The sequence below is a fragment of the Brevundimonas phoenicis genome, from assembly GCF_047237745.1.
GTDB lineage: Bacteria > Pseudomonadota > Alphaproteobacteria > Caulobacterales > Caulobacteraceae > Brevundimonas.
On record NZ_JBDFLN010000001.1, the window covers coordinates 2001986 to 2020878 of the forward strand.

General features: G+C 64.7%; 15 protein-coding genes and 1 other annotated feature. Of the genes, 13 read left to right on the forward strand and 2 right to left on the reverse strand.

The features are described from left to right. Positions 1–77 precede the first annotated feature (77 nt). Positions 78–761, forward strand: a complete 684-nt coding sequence (locus ABC419_RS09920) for a TetR/AcrR family transcriptional regulator (protein WP_025977278.1) — start codon at positions 78–80, stop codon at positions 759–761. Positions 762–956: 195 nt separating this feature from the next. On the opposite strand, the gene ABC419_RS09925 is transcribed toward ABC419_RS09920, so the two are convergent. Together ABC419_RS09925 and ABC419_RS09930 are read right to left on the reverse strand one after the other, a co-directional pair. Continuing rightward, complete coding sequence (locus tag ABC419_RS09925) at positions 957–2330, reverse strand: transposase (RefSeq protein ID WP_412876289.1); 1374 nt, start codon at positions 2328–2330, stop codon at positions 957–959. Positions 2331–2500: 170 nt separating this feature from the next. After that, positions 2501–2956: a carboxymuconolactone decarboxylase family protein gene (locus ABC419_RS09930; protein WP_200165167.1), complete on the reverse strand. Its 456-nt coding sequence runs from the start codon at positions 2954–2956 to the stop codon at positions 2501–2503. A gap of 153 nt (positions 2957–3109) precedes the next feature. Here ABC419_RS09930 and ABC419_RS09935 point away from each other — a divergent pair, with 153 nt between their 5' ends. The 12 genes from ABC419_RS09935 (at position 3110) to ABC419_RS09990 (ending at position 18843) form a co-directional block, all read left to right on the forward strand. Further along, entirely contained in the window at positions 3110–3976 is an 867-nt protein-coding gene (locus ABC419_RS09935) for a sigma-70 family RNA polymerase sigma factor (RefSeq protein WP_200165168.1), read from the forward strand. Positions 3977–4097: 121 nt separating this feature from the next. Beyond that, the gene (locus ABC419_RS09940) at positions 4098–4433 is read left to right on the forward strand and encodes an ArsR/SmtB family transcription factor (RefSeq protein ID WP_200165169.1); all 336 of its coding nucleotides are present in this window, start codon (positions 4098–4100) and stop codon (positions 4431–4433) included. A 7-nt stretch (positions 4434–4440) separates the two neighbouring features. Further along, entirely contained in the window at positions 4441–4863 is a 423-nt protein-coding gene (gene arsC, locus ABC419_RS09945) for an arsenate reductase (glutaredoxin) (RefSeq protein WP_200165170.1), read from the forward strand. Further along, the gene (gene arsB / locus ABC419_RS09950) at positions 4863–5948 is read left to right on the forward strand and encodes an ACR3 family arsenite efflux transporter (protein ID WP_412877587.1); all 1086 of its coding nucleotides are present in this window, start codon (positions 4863–4865) and stop codon (positions 5946–5948) included. The genes arsC and arsB overlap by 1 nt, the downstream gene beginning before the upstream one ends. Further along, positions 5948–6388 (forward strand): arsenic resistance N-acetyltransferase ArsN2, encoded by a 441-nt coding sequence (gene arsN2, locus ABC419_RS09955; RefSeq protein ID WP_200165172.1) that lies wholly within the window; start codon positions 5948–5950, stop codon positions 6386–6388. The genes arsB and arsN2 overlap by 1 nt, the downstream gene beginning before the upstream one ends. After that, positions 6385–7131 carry an arsenical resistance protein ArsH gene (arsH, locus tag ABC419_RS09960; protein WP_200165173.1) on the forward strand — a complete coding sequence of 249 codons (747 nt, stop codon included), beginning with the start codon at positions 6385–6387 and terminating at the stop codon, positions 7129–7131. Before arsN2 ends, arsH begins: the two co-directional genes overlap by 4 nt. 22 nt (positions 7132–7153) lie before the next feature. Continuing rightward, positions 7154–8395: a chromate efflux transporter gene (gene chrA / locus ABC419_RS09965; RefSeq protein WP_234287791.1), complete on the forward strand. Its 1242-nt coding sequence runs from the start codon at positions 7154–7156 to the stop codon at positions 8393–8395. 131 nt (positions 8396–8526) lie between these two features. Continuing rightward, positions 8527–8588, forward strand: a sequence feature (sul1 is cis-regulatory element that is thought to sense ions involved in sulfur or methionine metabolism; They are found in Alphaproteobacteria). Positions 8589–8625: 37 nt separating this feature from the next. Further along, positions 8626–10107: a SulP family inorganic anion transporter gene (locus ABC419_RS09970; protein WP_200165174.1), complete on the forward strand. Its 1482-nt coding sequence runs from the start codon at positions 8626–8628 to the stop codon at positions 10105–10107. Positions 10108–10377: 270 nt separating this feature from the next. Then, complete coding sequence (locus ABC419_RS09975; protein WP_200165175.1) at positions 10378–12837, forward strand: DUF4238 domain-containing protein; 2460 nt, start codon at positions 10378–10380, stop codon at positions 12835–12837. Between the two features lie 240 nt (positions 12838–13077). Further along, a complete protein-coding gene (locus ABC419_RS09980) occupies positions 13078–17703 on the forward strand; it encodes a hypothetical protein (RefSeq protein ID WP_200165176.1) in 4626 nt (1541 codons plus the stop codon). 406 nt (positions 17704–18109) lie between these two features. Then, positions 18110–18682 carry an SOS response-associated peptidase gene (locus ABC419_RS09985; protein ID WP_200165177.1) on the forward strand — a complete coding sequence of 191 codons (573 nt, stop codon included), beginning with the start codon at positions 18110–18112 and terminating at the stop codon, positions 18680–18682. Next, positions 18679–18843 (forward strand): hypothetical protein, encoded by a 165-nt coding sequence (locus tag ABC419_RS09990; protein ID WP_200165178.1) that lies wholly within the window; start codon positions 18679–18681, stop codon positions 18841–18843. Before ABC419_RS09985 ends, ABC419_RS09990 begins: the two co-directional genes overlap by 4 nt. Positions 18844–18893 lie beyond the last annotated feature (50 nt).

Genomic DNA, 18893 nt, shown 5'->3' on the forward strand with positions numbered 1-18893 from the left:
TTCATTATTGAGGAGCTGTCAAGGGTCTTGACCCGGGGCCGCCCATCCGTGACGAACAGGGTTCAGACGGAGTCCCCATGCCCAGACGCAACGCCGAGCACATGGCCGCCCAGCGCGAGCGGATCCTGCGCGCGGTGTTCGAGTGCATCGCCGAGCGGGGCGTCGAGCGGACCTCCATCGCCGACATCCGCCGCCGCGCCGGACTGAGCGCCGGAGCGCTCTACGTCCACTTCTCCAACAAGGACGAGATGGTCGCCGAAGCCCTGCGCTACGGCAGCATGACCGAGGCCACCCTGCCGGACAGCTGGCCGGAGTTCCTCAAGGTCGCCTCCTCCTTGAGGAGCCAGCTAGGCTTCGACATCGCCACCGTCGCCCGCATCCGGCTGCACATGCACGCCGAGAGCGTACGCCCGGGCCCCCTGCACGACCTCCACCGGCCCATTCTGGAACGCAACCTCGACCTGCTCGCCGAAAGGCTCGCCCATCTGGCGCACAGGGGGGAGATCCGCCTGAAGATGAGCCCGCGCCAGACGGCAGTCAGCATAAGCGCCCTGATCGACGGCGCCCTGTTCATCGGGCTGGCCACCGACCGCCCGTTGAAGGAGCTGGAGCCGGAGATCCAGGCCGCCCTCGCCTGCCTGGTCGAGGTCCCCCCCGCGCCCCGTGCGAGACGGGGCACCGCCGAGACCCCTCAGCCCAGTCCGAAAAGTCCGCCTCCTCGTCCAGCCGGCAGGCCACCTGCGCCAGATCCGGCGCGTTGACAACCAGACCCTTGTCATAGCGGCCGGTGGGTGTCGAAGGCACCTCGTCAGGCTCAGCGAATTGCCCTGCTGCGGATCCTCGGGCCTCATCGTTTATTGATGATGAAGGCCGAAGGTCCCTACAGCGCCGATTTCGTTGAAAAAGGCGGCTGTTAAGATCGCCACCAGTAATGGGCGCGACGGCTTGGTGCCGCTTCAGGCGACCGCCGGAGCTGCTGGCGGGATCAGTTTGGCGAGTTTGCGCAGGTTCTGGGCGGTGGCGGCGAGGAGGAACTCGTCTTTGGCGCCGTTGGGGCCTCTCAGGCGCAGTCGGTCCAGCTTCAGAATGCGCTTGAGGTGGGCGAACAGCATCTCGACCTTCTTCCGTTCGCGCCGGGAGACGACGTAGGCGTCGGTCTTGGCGATGTCGCGGGCGAAGTCCCGGGCGCCTTCGTGGATGGAGCGCGTGACCTTGCGCATCGGCGTGTTGGGGCAGCAGCGGGGCTTGAAGGCGCAGGCCCGGCAGTCGGCCGTACTGGCGCGATAGCGCAGGGTGTCGTCAGGCGGCGCCTGGGTCCGGGGCGTCGAGAAGACGCGCCGACCGTGGACCAGCGTCTTGCCCGCCGGGCAGCGGTAGAGATCCTGGGCGTGGTCATAGGCGAAGTCGCTGCGCGAGAAGGTTCCGTCGATCCGCTCCGACTTGTCGATGACGGGGATGTGGGGCTCGATGCCCTGGTCGTGGACCAGCCAGTCCAGCATCTCGGCCGAGCCGTAGGCGGTGTCCGCCGCCAGCCGGGCCGGCCACAGATCATGATGCTCGCGCGCCCGCTCGATCATGGTGCGGGCCGCCGTCACCTCGGCCTGGCGCACCGCCGTGGACGGCTCGACATCGACGATGATCGCGTGGTCCAGGTCGATCAGGTAGTTGGTCGCATAGGCGAAGAAGGCCAGGCCCTTGTTGGCGCCGGTCCAGCGCGAGGCCGGGTCGGCCGGCGAGATGAACCTGGGCGTCACCGGGGTCGCGCCGCCGAAGGCCGCATCATCCAGCACGGCCAGGTACTCGTCGATGGCGCGGCTGGCGGCCTCGGGCGGCAGACCTTCGTCGCCGGGCACGCAGCGCTGGCGATTGGCGTCGGCCTTGATCAGGCTGGCGTCGACCGCGAAACCCTCGCCGCCGACCAGGCCCTCGGCGATGCAGCGGCGCAGCACCGTCTCGAACAACTCGCGCAGCAGATCACTGTCGCGGAAACGACCGTGGCGGTTCTTCGAAAAGGTCGAGTGGTCCGGCACGTCGCCGTCCAGGCCCAGCCGACAGAACCAGCGATAAGCCAGGTTCAGGTGAACTTCCTCACACAGGCGCCGCTCCGAGCGGATGCCGAAACAATAGCCGACTAGCAGCATCCGGATCAGCAACTCCGGGTCGATCGAGGGGCGACCGATGGCGCTGTAGAACGGAGCCAGATGCGTCCGCAGGCCGTCCAGTTCCACAAAGCGATCGATCGCGCGCAGCATGTGATCCGCCGGCACATGCCGCTCCAACGAGAACGCGTAGAACAGGGCCGACTGATCGACCCGCCGCTCGCCCATCATCGCTGCACCTCCGGTCTCAACGACCAGAGTGAATCAGCGCAGCGCCCTCATGCCAATTGCCCGGGACGCCTTTTTCAACGAAATCCGCCAGGAGCGGACATTGGCGTCAAGCCGGTCATCGGACTCTCGGGAAGGTCGCGGCGCCCCTGAGCAGGACGCCGCGTTCGCAATCAGGGTTGCGCTTTCACCGGCAAACGGAAGGGGGCTCCGAGCCGATTGAACGCATTCATCGCGGCGATCGCGATGGTGAGGTCCACCAGGTCCTTCGGCTCGAACGCCGCACTGGCAGCGGCATAGGCCTCGTCCGACGCGTGGGTCTCGCTGACGCGGGTCACCTCCTCCGCCCAGGCCAGCGCGGCCCGATAGGTTTCGGGGAACAGGTGCGGGACCTCCTCCCACACTGGGACCAGGACGACCTTGTCGATTGGCATCGTCTTCAAAAGGTCCCGCATGTGGAGATCGATACAATGAGCGCAGCCATTGATCTGCGACACCCGAAGGAACACGAGGTGGATCAGTTCTTCCGGAAGGTTGGTCCCGGTCATGAGGTAGTGGTGGACGCCGTAAAGGGCCTTCGCGCCCTCCGGCGCCACAGAGTGCCAGGTCAGGCGGGTCATCGTCGTCATGGGGAGGTCTCCATCCTGCGCCGTCCATCGGCGCGGTGAAGACTTGACGAGGCAGGCCGGCGGGATGTGACATCCGGACGGCTGCACTGCGGGCATGTCACATCTCAGGCCGTTCGATCGTCATCCTTCCACGACCACCAGGAATGCTGCGCGATGACGCCGACGGACTTGAAAACCGAAACTTTCGAAGCGGAACGCCCGCGGCTGCTTCGTCTTGCGTACCGGATGCTCGGCTCGCTGAGCGAGGCCGAGGATGTCGTTCAGGATGGCTGGCTCCGGTGGACAGGCGTCAGCCTGAGTGTCGAAGCGCCCGCTGCCTATCTCACGCGCATCATCACCCGCCTGTGCCTCGACCGTCTGAAGTCAGCCCGGGCGCGCCGAGAGACCTATGTCGGGCCGTGGCTCCCCGACCCCTTGGTGGAGGCGCTCGATCCGGTGGAGACGATCGCCGACGACGTCACGGTGACCCTTATGCTGGCCATGGAGCGTCTGTCGCCGCTCGAACGCGCGGCCTTCCTTCTGCACGACATCTTCGAGGTGCCGCTCAAGGATGTCGCCGCCACGCTCGATCGAGAGCCAGCCGCGGTTCGGCAGCTGGCGTCCCGCGCCCGCAGAAACGTCAAAGCCGAGCGGAGCCGCTATTCGCTCGGGGCCGCGGAAGCTGACCGGATCGCGCGCGCCTTCTTCGAGGCCGCGCACGGCGGCGATACGGCGCGCTTGGCGGGTCTCCTCGCTCGGGACGTCGAGATTCACGCTGACGGCGGCGGCAAGGTGTCGGCGTTCCGCAACATCGTGCGCGGCATCGACAACGTCCTCCGGCTGTTCAGCCATGTTTCAAGCAATCCGCGACAACGGCCGACCCTGGTCCGCACGGCCGTCATCGACGGCCTGCCCGGCTACGTCAGCTACAACCCGGACGGCCGTCTCCAGACGACCGCGCTGGATCTCGAGGATGGACGGATCCGCGCGATCTACATCGTCCGCAACCCAGACAAGCTGACGCACGTGACTACAGGCTAGCCGAGAAGAGGCTGAAACGCGCCAGTACCGGACATTGGCTTCTCGACCGACAGCTGACATTCATCTCGGGTAGCGCTCTCGGCTTGGTTGACGACACCATTAATTCTATTATTTTGGAATTATGGAATCCGAAGCCGCCATCCTCGCTCTCGCCGCCCTGGCCCAACCGACGCGCCTTGAGGCCTTCCGTCTGCTGGTGCGGCACGAACCCGAAGGCCTACCCGCCGGCGAGATCGCGGATGCCCTGGCGGTGCCCGCCAACACCATGTCCGCGCATCTCGGGGTCCTGTCCCGCGCCGGTTTGATCAGTTCGGAGCGCCGCAGCCGATCGATCATCTACCGAGCAGACCTGGATCGCCTTCAGGCGCTGGTTGTCTTCCTGCTGAAGGACTGCTGCCAGGGCCGCGCTGAACTGTGCGAGCCGCTGCTGGCCGAACTCGCGCCGTGCCGCGCCTGAGGACCTCATGGACGTCGTCATCTACCACAACCCCGCCTGCGGGACGTCGCGCAACACCCTGGCCCTGATCCGTCACGCCGGGATCGAGCCCCACGTCGTCGAATATCTGAAGACGCCGCCCAGCCGCGCGATGATCTTGGACCTGGTCGAGCGCATGGGCATTCCCCTACGCCGCCTGCTGCGCGAGAAGGGCACGCCCTTCGCCGAACTGGGCCTCGGGGACCCCGCGCTGACGGACGACCAGCTTCTGGACGCCATCCAAGCGCATCCGGTTCTGCTGAACCGCCCGATCGTCGTCTCGTCGCTGGGCGTGAAGCTGTGCCGGCCGTCCGAGGCGGTGCTCGACCTCCTGCCCCCCGAGGGGCTGAAGCCCTTCACCAAGGAAGACGGCGAAGTCGTCATCGACGCCGAGGGCCGGAGGGTCCGCTGATGGTCAATGCTGTGATTACTGAACAACCAAAGCGCCGCCTGTCTGTCCTGGATCGCTGGCTGACATTGTGGAGATTCGCGGCCATGGCGTTCGGCGTGCTGCTGGGTACGGTCGTGCCGGGGCTGCCCGCTTGGATCGACGACCTGTCGGTCGGGACGACCAATATCCCCATCGCCATCGGCCTGATCCTGATGATGTATCCGCCGCTGGCGCGGGTGAAGTACGAGGAACTGCCGCGCGTCTTCGCCGACAAGCGCGTGCTGCTGCTGTCCCTGTTCCAGAACTGGGTGCTGGGGCCGGTGCTGATGTTCGCCCTGGCGGTCATCTTCCTGCGCGACCAGCCGGAATACATGACCGGCGTCATCCTGATCGGCCTGGCGCGCTGCATCGCCATGGTGCTGGTCTGGAACCAGTTGGCGCGCGGCGACAACCAGTATGTGGCAGGGCTGGTCGCCTTCAACTCGCTCTTCCAGATCGCCTTCTTCAGCCTCTACGCCTGGCTGTTCCTGACCGTGCTGCCGCCCCTTTTCGGACTGGATAGCAGCGTGGTCGATGTCAGCGTCTGGACCATCGCCGGCGCCGTCCTGGTCTACCTGGGTCTGCCCTTCCTCGGCGGCTTCCTGACTCGGCGGGCGCTGGTCGCGCGCAAGGGGAACGACTGGTACGAGGCGCGCTTCCTGCCGCGCATCGCGCCGGTTACCCTGATCGCCCTGCTCTTCACCATCGTCGCCATGTTCAGCCTCAAGGGCGGCGAGGTCGTGGCTCTGCCGCTGGACGCCCTGCGCATCGCCATCCCGCTGACGATCTACTTCTTCGTCATGTTCGTGGTCAGCTTCCTGATGGGACGGCTGATCGAGGCGGATTACCCGCGCACCACAGCCCTGGCATTCACCGCCGCCTCCAACAACTTTGAACTGGCGATCGCCGTCGCCATCGCTGCGTTCGGACTGGCCTCGCCGGTCGCCTTCGCGGCTGTCATTGGCCCGCTGGTCGAGGTGCCGGTGCTGATCCTGCTGGTGTCGGTCGCCCTCTGGCTGGGCCGCCGCTACTTCCCCGATACCGCCCCCAAGAAGAACGTCTGCTGATGGCCTTCAACGCTGTGGAGTTACCTGAACCCACCGCCGACCTGATCGCCGCGCTGGAGGCCGCCGGACTGCCGACGAATGACCTCCACGAACCTGGTCGGCGCTTCTACCGCTTCGAGGTCGACGGCAGGCCGATCGGCTACGGCGGGCTGGAGCAGATCGGTCTCGACGGCCTGATCCGCTCCATTGTCGTCATCGACAGCCATCGCGGCGCCGGCCACGGCTCAGCGATCCTGTCCTTGCTGGAAACTGAGGCGGCGGGGCGAAAAGCGGCCGGCCTCTACCTGCTCACGACCACGGCGACCGCCTTCTTCGAGCGGCACGGTTACGTCGTCCTGCCGCGTTCGGCGGCGCCGACCGCCATCGCCGCCTCCCGCCAGTTCAGCGCCCTTTGCCCGACCTCGGCGACTTTCATGTTCAAGGAGTTGCGTACCCAATGACCCGCCTTCGCATTCTGCCCGATCCCGACCATATGCCCGCGCTCGACCCGGCCTATCTGTCCAGCCAGCCGGCGCTGGGGCTCGGCCCGAACGACCATCCGCCCCGCATCCTGCTGCTCTACGGCTCACTGCGGGATCGGTCCTTTTCGCGCCTGTGCGTCGAGGAGGCCGCTCGCCTTCTGCGCTTCATGGGCTGCGAGACGCGCATCTTCGATCCGTCTGACCTGCCGCTGACCGATCAGGTCGACTACGACGATCATCCCGCCGTCCACGAACTGCGCGAGCACGCCCTGTGGTCGGAAGGCATGGTCTGGAGCAGCCCGGAACGCCACGGCCAGATTTCCGGGATCATGAAGCTTCAGATCGATCACCTGCCGCTGAGCATGGGCGGCATGCGCCCGACCCAGGGCCGCACCCTGGCGGTCATGCAGGTCTCCGGCGGCTCGCAAAGCTTCAACGCGGTCAACACCCTGCGCCTGCTGGGCCGCTGGATGCGGATGATCACCATCCCCAACCAGTCCAGCGTCGCCAAGGTTTTCATGGAGTTCGACGACAACGGCCGGATGAAACCGTCCAGCTACTACGACCGTATCGTCGATGTGATGGAGGAACTGGTGCGCTTCACCGTCCTGACGCGGAGCCATTCGGGGCAGTTGGTGGATCGCTATTCCGAGCGGAAGGCGTCAGGCGTGCCGATCGATGCGGCCAACGACCTGTCCGCGATCGCGACCAGGTCTGCGTAGCCTCAGACTGGATTGTTAGAGAATGGCCACGGAAATCAGCGGCGAATCCAGCTCAGTCCACAGGCGCCCGAGCGCGCCACTGGCCGGTTCGCCGACAGAGGTCTTCGCGGTCTTCCTCAAGCTCGGCCTCACGTCGTTCGGCGGGCCCGTCGCGCACCTCGGCTATTTCCGGGACGAGTTGGTCTCGCGACGCCGTTGGATCGATGAAGCCGGATACGCTGATCTGGTCGCCATGTGCCAATTCCTGCCCGGTCCAGCCTCCAGCCAAGCGGGCTACGCCTTGGGCTTGTGGCGCGCCGGCCCATTGGGCGGCGTTGCGGCATGGTGCGCCTTCACGCTGCCGTCCGCCGCGCTTCTGGTCTTGTTCGCCATGGGCGCAGCCTCGCTCAACGGTCCGGTTGGAATGGGCCTGCTTCATGGACTGAAGCTGGTGGCCGTGGCTGTGGTCGCTCAGGCGGTCTGGGGGATGGCCCGTACCCTGACCCCCGACTGGCAAAGAGCGGTCATTGGCCTAGCCGCTGTTGTAATCCTGATGTTGCTCGACGGAGCGACAGGTCAGATCGTCGCCATCGTCATCGGCAGCCTGGCTGGGCTGCGCCTCTGCCGGACGACGAACGCCACATCAGCGTCAACTCCAAGCTTCCCGATTTCACGGCGCGCCGGCGCAACGGCCCTGGCCGTGTTCGTTCTGCTTCTGGCGGGCTTGCCGCTCGCTTCCATGGCGACAGGCCTCCACGGCGTCGCCCTGCTGGACGCCTTCTATCGAGCCGGCGCTTTCGTTTTCGGAGGCGGTCACGTCGTTCTGCCCATGCTCGAAGAAGGCGTTGTGCAGCCCGGCTGGATCGATTCTGATGGCTTTCTTGCGGGCTATGGCGCAGCCCAATCTGTACCGGGGCCGCTTTTCACCTTCGCCGCCTATCTGGGCGCCGCCATGGAGCCTTCTCCAAATGGATTGGCCGGAGCCGCCCTCTGCCTCGTGGCGATCTTCGCCCCGGGATTGCTGCTGGTGACAGGCGTGCTGCCGTTCTGGAGTCTGCTGCGCGCCCGACCGGCGGCCCAGGCAGCGATGCGCGGCGCGAACGCGGCAGTCGTCGGCATTCTGGCTTTCGCCCTCTATACCCCTGTAGGAACCGGCGCGATCCTGAGTCCGATCGACTGCCTCGTGGCGCTGGCGGGCTTTGTTCTGCTGACGGTGTGGAAATGCCCACCATGGATAGTCGTTGCCCTGACCGCCGCAAGCGGGGTCGCCGTCGCATTGATTTGATACTAGCCGCACCCGTCGCGGGCGCCTGAAACAGTTCGCCGCCCCCCGTCGATGCGTCCAAACCTCTTGCACAGTGAATGAGACGGACCTTGCATTCGAAGCCCCGTAGCGGCATGCATGCCGTCGTTCACCTTGGACTCGGCGCCCCTGGGCTGCCGGGTGGCTATCCCGTCCGCCGATCCGTCGGGAAACTGAGCCGCCGCATGCGGCTCGTCCAAATGAAATCCTGAATGTCCATTATTGCCTTCGCGCGCCAGCAATGGCTCGCCAACCCTCGCCGCGATTTGCTGGCGGGCGCCGTCGTGGCCCTGGCCCTGATCCCGGAGGCCATCGCCTTCTCCATCATCGCCGGCGTCGATCCCGCCGTGGGCCTTTACGCCAGCTTCGTCATCGCCGTAACCATCGCCTTCGTCGGTGGGCGACCCGCCATGATCTCGGCCGCGACCGGCGCCATGGCCCTGCTCATGGTTACGCTCGTCCGTGATCATGGCCTGGAATACCTGTTCGCCGCATCGATCCTGTGCGGCGTCTTTCAGATCATCATCGGCCTGCTGAAACTGGGCCGCTACATCCGCTTCGTCAGCCGCAGCGTCATGACCGGCTTCGTCAACTCTCTGGCCATCCTGATCTTCCTGGCTCAGATGCCGGAACTGATCGGCGCCAACTGGCAGACCTTCGCTCTGGTCGGCGCTGCCCTGGTCATCATCTACGGCTTCCCTCGCCTGACCAAGGCCGTGCCGTCGCCCCTGGTCGCCATCGTCCTGATCAGCGGCTTCGTGATGATGACCGGTCTGGATGTCCGCACGGTTGGCGACATGGGGCAGATGCCTTCATCCCTGCCGATCTTCCATCTGCCGGCCGTCCCGCTGACCTGGGAGACTCTCATCATCATCGCGCCGGTCTCGGCCACATTGGCCTTCGTCGGCCTGCTGGAAAGCCTGCTCACGGCGAACCTGATCGACGACCTGACCGACACGCCTTCTGACAAGGACCGCGAGACCCGCGGTCAGGGCATCGCCAACATCCTGTCACCCCTGTTCGGCGGCATGGCGGGCTGCGCCATGATCGGCCAGTCGATCATCAATGTGACCTCCGGCGCGCGAGGCCGCCTGTCCACGCTATGGGCTGGCCTCTTCCTCTTGTTCCTAATCCTGGTGCTTCAGGATTGGGTGGCGCGAATACCCATGGCGGCTCTGGTGGCGGTGATGATCATGGTGTCCATCGGAACCTTCGACTGGAGCTCAGTCCTGAAGCTGCGCTCAACGCCGTTCCAGTCATCCATCGTCATGATCGCGACGACGGCGACCGTCGTAGCCACCCACGATCTGTCCAAGGGCGTCGTCCTGGGCGTGATCCTCTCGGCCGTCTTTTTCATGCGCAAGGTCGGTAAGACCGTGGTCGTCGAAGAGATTGAAACACCGGAAGACGGCGTGCTGCGCTACCGCGTATCTGGGCAGTTGTTCTTCGCCTCAGCCGATGTCTTCGCCGCAGCCTTCGAACACCACGGCAGCCCCAGGCGCGTGGAGATCGATATGACCGACGCCCACCTGTGGGACCTGACAGGCGTCGCCGCCGTCGACAAGGTCGTTTTCCGTTATCGGAAGCAGGGGGCCGAAGTCGAGGTCATTGGCATGAACGCTGATGGCCAGACTCTGGTGGAGCGGGTGGGACGTCACGACAAGAGCCACCTTCCCGTCGGGCTGTCGCATTGATGAGCCCTTCTAAGAGGGTTCGTCATTCTTACCCCACCGGAGGGGTTTTCGTCGGCTTATCGCCAGGTGTCCTCGCCTATCCGCGCTCATGTCGGCGACGCGCCAGAAACGGACCTTGGCAGGACACACACTTTCAGACGTTTTGCCGGACTGCCGCAAGGCCGCTGCTGAAGTACCGCAGAAGCGCTCATGGAGCCCTCGATATTGGGCCATGAAGAGTAAGCACGCGCTGCGATTGATCTTGGCCCAAGGCTCGCTGACGATATGCCCATGGCAAGCCGCGAAAATCACTATGTCCCGCGCTGGTACCAGGAGGGCTTCTTCGAACCCGGAAAGCGCACCCTCGCCTACCTCGATCTAGAGCCGGTGCAATATCCACAACCGGATGGGACATTGAAGCCCGGCAGATCCCGGTGGCATCGCCCGACCTCACTCTGCTTCGTCGAGACCGATCTTTATTCGACGTTCTTCGGCACCTCTGTGAACGACGAGATCGAGCGTATGCTGTTCGGTGCCGTGGATCGCAGTGGGGCGTCTGCCGTCCGCGCGTTTATGGGAGAAGACAAGAACGCGTGGATCCGGCACTTCCAGACCCTGTTCAGCTACATTGACACCCAGAAGCTGCGCACTCCAAAGGGGCTGGCTTGGCTCCGCGCTCAATACCCTTCGCTGACACAGAACGAACTCATGCAGGAGATGCAGGGCATCCGCATGATGAACTGCACGATCTGGAGCCAGGGCGTTCGGGAAATTGTCTCCGCTGAAGCGTCCGACGTGAAGTTTCTGGTCACCGACCATCCGGTCACCGTCTACAATTCGGCCCTGCCGCCGAACGACCCCCGGAACGCCTACCCTCATGATCCATCGGTTGCGCTGAAGGGAACTCAGACCATCTTCCCGTTGAGCCGAGACTTCTGCCTGATCCTGACCAACCTCGAGTTCGCCCAGGAGCCCGGCGTCGCGCCGCTGGAGAAGCGGACCTTCGCTCGCAACTTCCGTCAGGCGATGGTAAAGGCCGACGCCTTCATCAGATCGCGATCGCTCGAGCGCCGGGACGTTCTCAAGATTAACGCGATCCTGAAGGCCAGAGCGGGACGCTACCTGGCGGCGGGCCGGGAGGATTGGCTCTACCCCGAGGATCACGTGCCCGCAGAATGGAGCGCGTTGGGTGAGCCTCTCCTGCCTCCCAAGGACGAGCTCTGGGGTTTCGGCGGAGAGATGTTCGCCAAGATGGAGGACGGTCGGGTCTTCTATCAGGACGCATTCGGTCGCACCGAGAAACCTCACGAGGCGCTGACCAAGGTTGCGGCCGACCGGCAGCCCACCGATGCGTGCGGGTGCGGGTCCGAATACGCCTATCGCCTCTGTTGCGCGACGCGACCGGTCCACCTTCGGCCAAGCTGGACGGCGCTCAGCATCCGCGAGCGCAACATGGCCCTCTTCAACGCCATCATGGACATCACGGGGTTCAACGAAGGCAAGACCTGGGATGAGGTCCGAGGCGCGATGACCGACGAGAAGATCGCCGAGCTCTACGGTGTGTTCGCCGCCTTCTGGCCGCTTGAGACGGATTTGCTGCAGCTCCTCCCGAAGCCCGATGGTCGTCCCCGGGCCGTCTACACCGGCCTCATCCATCCGGAGGCGATCAACCGCTACGTCGTGGGAATGGTTCCCTACTTCGGCGAGGTGATTATCCAGCACCCCTTCGTCCATGCCGGCACGGTCGCGAAGGAGTTCAGCCCCGTCGAACACCCTCGGGCGTACCGTCAGGAAGTTCTCAAAGCGCTTCTCACATTCCTGAAGCTCTTCCCGTTGGTGGATAGCGGCCTCGTCAACCTGGTGCCCGATCCCTGCTTCTTCGACTTCCACCTGCGCGATCAGATGATGCAGATGGCGCAAGCCCGTGCGGCGCGCCGACCGGCGATGGGTCCGAAGGATGATTTTGCCTTCCAAGTGATCGAGGCGGACGGGCGGCGCGCCATGATGATGATGCCCGCGGACGTCTTCGAGCGCCAACTAGATGACGGAATTCCGGGACTGGAAGACGTCAGCCGCGAGGATCTTCGCGAGGGGCTGGCCGAACTCAAATTGCGCGACCCGCTGGTCTCGCTTCAGCCGGATTCGATGCTGGAGGGCGTTGAGAACAGCATGCTCACGATGATGAGCCTGGCACCGAATTTCGAGATGGCCATGTATCTGGCGCAAGCGACGGGTGCCGCCATCGTCACGGATTCTCCCGACCGATGGCGTGAGATTACCGAAGCCATGCTGCTGAAAGGCGAGCCGTCACATGGCGGCTTGAACGCCTTGGGGCGCACCATGGAGAGCGAGACGTTCGCTTTCTTGGTCGAGCCCATGGACGTGCTCAGTCTAAGTGGGGGGAACGAAGCGTCGGTCTATCATGAGCTGTTCGCCAAGGCGTTCCGCTACCTACAAACCCGCGCGACTAAAGGCCCTAAGCCAAACGTCGAGTCCTCGATCGCCGCTCAGTTCACACGCTCACATGTCACTGGGCAAAAGGTGATCGCGAAGGTCGGTCATGAGTCTTTGTCCGCCAAGATCCAAGCAGCTCTGCCGGCCCAAGGCATTCAGGATCACACGATCAATCGCCTTCTGCTAATGTCCAGTTCGGAGCACCACCTGTCGAGCGTTCCGATGGCGTTCTTCATCCGCAGCGCAGACGCTGCGGCGATCAATCCGGTTCCGGCGCGACTTCCCGGACTTTCGTAGGCCAGCGCCGGTGCAAGGGTGACTTTGGCCGGCATTCGTTCCCACGTATGGGCCTGGGTAATTTCAGGCGGGCGGAAGTCGACTGGCTTGAACCATAAAGTGCCGCTGACGTAAACGGCGGCAGACCTGCATACTATGTCGGTCGCGCCATCGGCACAGGCAAGTCTATCATGCTGATTGCTCCCCCGGCTCCAAGAGGAGACCGCGACCAAGGTCTCCCAAGCGATTGAGGAACGACGCATGGCCAAGCCATCCGCCCACACCACGGCGCTCGCCGATCTGATGGCCGCCTTGCTCGCACTCAAGCCAGCCGGCGCGAAGGGTTTCGAGGGCCTTCTAGCGAAGGTATTGTCGGCGGCGTCCGGGCGCCCATTCCGCTTGGCCAAGTCCGGGCTGCAGAACGGGAAGGACGGCGCCACGTCAGCTCGAGACGGTCAGATCGCATTTGAAGCCAAGCTCTACACCGGCAAACTCCCTGACAATGAGGTGCTCACTAAGATCACGCGGCTGATCGATGCATCGACGCCGCCGGACGTCTGGTTTTTGGGTGCCACCGTAGAGGTCAGCACTCAACTCTTGGACCCCATGGAGGGGGCGGCCAAAAAGAACGGCGTTGCCGTTGAGGTCCTTGACTGGCCGGCGACGTCATCGGTGCCGCCGCTCGCCGTCGCCTGCGCGGCAGCCGCCAAGGAGGCTGGCACCTTTCTAACCAGCCATCTCGCCGACGCCGTGATGGCGAAAAAGGCGCGCCTGGCGTTGGAGGTCCTAGCCAAGTCCGACGCGTTCGAGGCGCCGATTGCGGCGTTCAAGGTTAGCTTGCAGGCGGCGTCGATGGGCATGGCCAACGCCGTTATGGCCAACCAAACTTGGCTGGACGACAAGTTCTCGGACCGCGCTCGGGCCCGGGCGGCCTTCGGCCAGGCGATTTCGCCCAAGGCGAAAGCGGCCATGGCGCACCGGCCGCGTGACAGTCTGACGGCCTCGCTGAGGACCGAAATCATCGCGTCACCGAGCAGACGCGTGCTCGCCGTCGTTGGCGGCGAAGGTCAGGGCAAAACTTGGCTGGTGGCAGACAGCTGGCTGCAGCTGACGCGGCGGCCTCTGGCGCTGTTCGTGTCGGCCGGCGACATGCGCACAGCGGCCGCCTACGGCGAGTTCAGCTATTTCCTGATCAATAAGATCATGGAGCAGACCGGCGACGACGACACGGATCTGACCCGCAATCGCTGGAAGACGCGATTGAAGCGCTGGAAAAACGCGCCGAGCGAAGATGGTCCGCGATTCCTGGTCTGTGTCGACGGTCTAAACCAGCAGCCCCGCTTTGAATGGCCGCGTTGGCTCGACGACGCGGCCGCGAAAGTCGCCGACATGGGCGGCGCGCTCGTCATCACCGTACGCCGAACCTTCTTCGATGAGCGGCTGAGGCGTAGCTTGAACACCGACATCAAGGTGATTGACGTCCCTGAGTGGACTAAGGCGGAGCTGGACGAAACCCTGAAGGAAAGGGGGATCGATCCAACCAAAGTTGCGCCCGACGTCCATGCACGGCTCCGCAATCCCCGGATCCTCGCGATCGCGTTCGAACTCCTCGACAACGCCCAGATCCAGAACTTCACCGAGCTCAGCGTCGAGCGACTGCTGTTCGAACATATCCGAACAGGGGCCCGCGACGGCGAGACGCCGGAGACGGCAGAGCAGTTCGCCCGACGTCTATCGTTGCACGCGAAGGAAATCCTCGAACGCGTGAAGAGCCAGCACACCGAAGATCGGCTGATCTTCGATCAGATGGCCGGCAGCGCGGCACCCTACATTCTCACCCCCGATCTCATGGCAGTGACGACCGAACACTTCTTCAAGCCGGTCGAGGGCGAGGCGGGCCTGTACAGCCTGTCAGACACCGGACTGACGCTGGCGCTCGGTCTGGCGCTGCTCAGCGCACTGCGCGCCGCCGACAGAAACGGGAGGGATGCGGCGGAGGAGCTCGAGCGGGTGCTGGAGCCTGTCGCGGCGCTGGATAAGACCGCAGAGGCCGTTCTGGCCGCCGCCATGGCGGCGAGCGTGGATGAAACCTGTCCGAACACGATCCGATCGGCGCTCATGGTCGGCTTCCTCACCCTCCAGAATATCGGCGACGAGCTCTACGACCCCTTCCGGAGCATCGTGCGGAACGCACCGGAAGCGGCGCTCCTGGCGCTTCAGGACGCCGTCACGACGTCGCGCCATATCGCGCACGCCGACTGGTTGTCCGCGGCCCTCCGCGAAGTTCGCGAGGTGGAACGGTGCTGGGACGTCATCGCGCGGTATGCGATCGAATGGCTGCGGTCCTACAGCCTCGCGCCCGAAGTCGGCCTGATGTTCTCGGCCAGACATGAGGGGGCCGAGGTCTACGCTAAGAAGCTCGCCGAGCAGACGAAGAAGCTGAAAAAGCGGCTCAAGGGCCTGTCGCCCGCGGAAAAGATGTTCCTCGAGAAGAAGATGCACCGTATCGATGGAGACCCGTCCGAGCTGCAGCGCGAAGCGCTGGAACTCATCGCAGGACGCGCGCTGGCACCGTTCGCTGAAGCCCTTGTGGCCTGCGCCTACTCCATGGCGCTGAACTCGAGCTACAACGATCCCTACGATCAGTTCCTGGCCCTAGTGCGATTCAATCGGATCGACTGGCTTGACACCAAGGGAGAGATGATCGCGGCGTCTGACGTCCTCGTTGACCCTGGGGCGTCCTCCACCGCGCGCTGGGCGCGCGTGCAGCTGCTTCGGGCGCTCAGCCGGGAAGCGGATGCTGAGCAGGCAAAGGCCTTGGTTGAAGAACTGACGGTTGACCGAACGCACTTCCCCGGATGGCGGCTTGTCGAGAAATACTGCGCCTCCGATCCCTGCGATCCCGATGCGACGCAGCCGGACAACATCGCCGAGACCGCGGTCGGCTATGCGGACTTGGATGTCGCGGAGCTGACCAAGAGCCGATCGATGGGGAGCGAGGACCACTTCTTCAGGGACGCTCGCCCGGGTCTCGCGCGCTTCATGCCTGGGGTCGCCGTCGCTAAGCTGCGGGAGTACGCCAACGCGGTGCTCGATGGATCGACCAAGATGCAGCGGCTCGGGATCACCGGACTGGAGGCGGACAGCGCGGCGCTGCATGCGGAGACCGCGTCCCGGTTCTTGAAGATGGCGGCCGACCTGAGCTCGCCGCGGGACCCCGAGGACGCCCAGTCCCGCGAGAACTGGGTAAGCGCCCAGTATTCGCTCCAGATTGGCCTGCCCCATTTTGACGGCGACGCCCAGATCGACGCTCTGACCGCCCTGCCTCCGCATGGACCGCCTCTAATCAAGCTGGCCGAGGTGGTTCGGCCCGCCTCGCCTGAAAAGCTTGAGGCGGCCTTGGAGAAGGCGCTGACGTCGAACGACATCAATCGGCAGCTAGTCGCGCTCGTCATCGCCCGGAGTTCAGGGTCGAGGTTGACCGCGCGGGCTCGGGAGATCATCGGCGATCTCGCGGTCGGTGACCATGACTCGGTCCGCGCCATAGCCATGGACGTCATCGCCCACCTCGACGACGAGGCCTTGATCCGTCGGGTCGTCGACAGCGGGTGGCCCAAGGTCGATATCGACGCCCGGGATAACAAGTTCGAGGTTTGGTATGGCTCGCTCGTGATGATCGCTGCCGCGAAGCTTGGACTGATCACCCACGAAGCCCTCCTCGACAAGACGACATCCGAGCTGTGGGGGCATGCGGCGGACATGGTCGGACCGGAGCTTGGCCAGCTGGTGACCGGGCGCCTGCGTCTCGCCATCGCCGCAACGCTGGAGCTCGAGCTGGACTTTACCCCGCCGGTCGTCCTGCAAAAGGTCCCCCCGGTGTTAAAGCCCGGCCTGTTCGAACTGGTCGAACCTAAACCCGCGTCCGGCTTCGAGGGCCTCGTCGCGCGGCTGAACGAGACCGACGAGGAGTTCGAAGCGCGACAGAAGTCCGGCTGGGCGAACTTCGAGACGTTTCAGGCGGCGCTGACGCCGGAGCAGGCGAGGATCATGGTCGAGGACGTCGGCTCCGCCGGCGTAGACGCGCTGATCGCTGCCTCGCCGTCAGACGCTCGTGCCTTGGCGACGACGCTGCTTGGTTTGGAGCGGCGTAAGCGGAACCAAGTGGCCAACTTCGCCATGCGTCTCGCCAAAGGTCTGTCGAAAGATGAACCCGCTCTGGCGGCCGGCCTTTTTCGAGCCATGGCTGGAGAGACCGGCATTGTTCGTCTGACCTTCGGTCCCGCCGCTCTGTCACTAGAGTCGCTCTCGGTCTGGGGGTCTGCGGCGGGCGTGGAGATGGACACCCTACGCACGGCCCGGCTGGACGACGCCGTTTCCGACGAGGGTTTGGCCAAGGAGGTCCTAGCTGCCTTGGTCTCCGATCAGATGGCGTTCCTGGATCGGTATGCTCGCGTGAAGCTGCAAAGCCCTGTGCCCGCCGATCAGGCCCGGGCGCTCATGGTGCTCGGTTTCGGGCTCGAAAGCCCGTTGGCGACGCAGGAGCTGTCGCGCCCGACCATCAACGAAGGCCTGATCTCCAAGGCGAGAGAAGCGGCTTTCTACGCCTACGAGCGAAATCGGTGGGCCAGGATCTGGTTCGAGAAGATGGCCGCCGCCGACGACCCCGCCGACTACTGGCGCTACAGCGTCCTGTTCAACAAGATCGTCGACGGGCGGTTCGAACTTTGGGAGCCCGAGGCTCCTCGCACCGGAGCCGCGATCGGACCGTTCGGCTCTACGCTTATCGACGACGTTCGGCGTCGCTCAGGCCGCTGGGTCTCGCGTCGGAAGAAGACGCTGTGCGGTGACAAGACCCCGAGCGTGATCTTCAGCTTGTTGGAGACCTGATCGGCGCGCGCTGACCTGCCGGCACCGGCTGACGCCCGTCCTTAGGAGCCCCCCAGACAGCGGACGCGCTGAACGTCCGCTTTGAGTCAAAAGCCGTACTGGAATGGGCTCCCGAGTCCTGTCGAGTTCAGTACTCGCGATCCGCTGCGAGAAGTACAGGGTGAAACACCTCCCCCACGGCTGAAGACCTCGAGCGCCTTGGGGACATCCACCGGCAGCTCCAGAAACTCATGGTCGGGTTCCACCCTGCGGCCCACGACCATGCCCCACTCTTCGCCACCATAGCCGCCGTGCAGGCTTGTGGCCAAGAATGGAACGGCCAGCCCGACATATGGCGCGTGGGGATTCTATCGGCCCCGGCCCGCCCAGGGATTGAACGTCGCTCGGCCAGAGTTGAGGATGCGCCATGTGCAACAACTATCGCCTGCACGTGCCGGCCAACCAAATCGCCGCGCCATTCCGTGACGCGGGCCGGTCGCTCGGCTTTCCGAGCGGCCTGCCCAACCTGCCTCCGGCCGACTACCGCATCGGCGACATTGCGCCCGTCGTCACCCGAGGCGCCGATGGCCCGCAGCTGACTATGACGACCTGGGCGTGGAAGAGCCCGACCGGGAAACCCGTCTTCAACTTCCGCTCGGACGGCCGGTCTTTCGCCAACTCCGTCCGCTGCCTGATCCCGGCCGACGGCTTTTACGAGTTCACCGAGCCTAAGGCGCAGGGCAAAAAGACGAAATGGCTGTTCACCATGGCCGGCCAACCATGGTTCTGGATCGCCGGCATCGTCAAGGACGGGGCCTTCGCCATGCTGACGACCGAACCAGGCCCCGACGTCGCGCCCTATCATGACCGCCAGATCGTCCTCTTGCCGCAGGGTGCTGGCGTCCACTGGCTGGATCTCAGCGCGGCCGAAGACCTCATGCTGCGGCCCTGCCCGGCCGGATCGTTGACGGTGCAGAAAGTCTGGCCGGAATCGCCATGACAGCCGAGACCGATCTGCACAAGGCGGCCCGCTTCGAAGCCGAGGCCCATGACCTTCACCGCCGATCGCGCGCGGCGGCCAACCTGCCCGCGTCCATCATCCTGCGCTTTCGCGCACTGTGGAAGGAAGAGGCGGCGCGCCTGCTGCGGCGCCCACGCTAGGCCGCGGCAGGGCGACTCAGTTACACCGCTGAGCCATGACGCCCGACCAA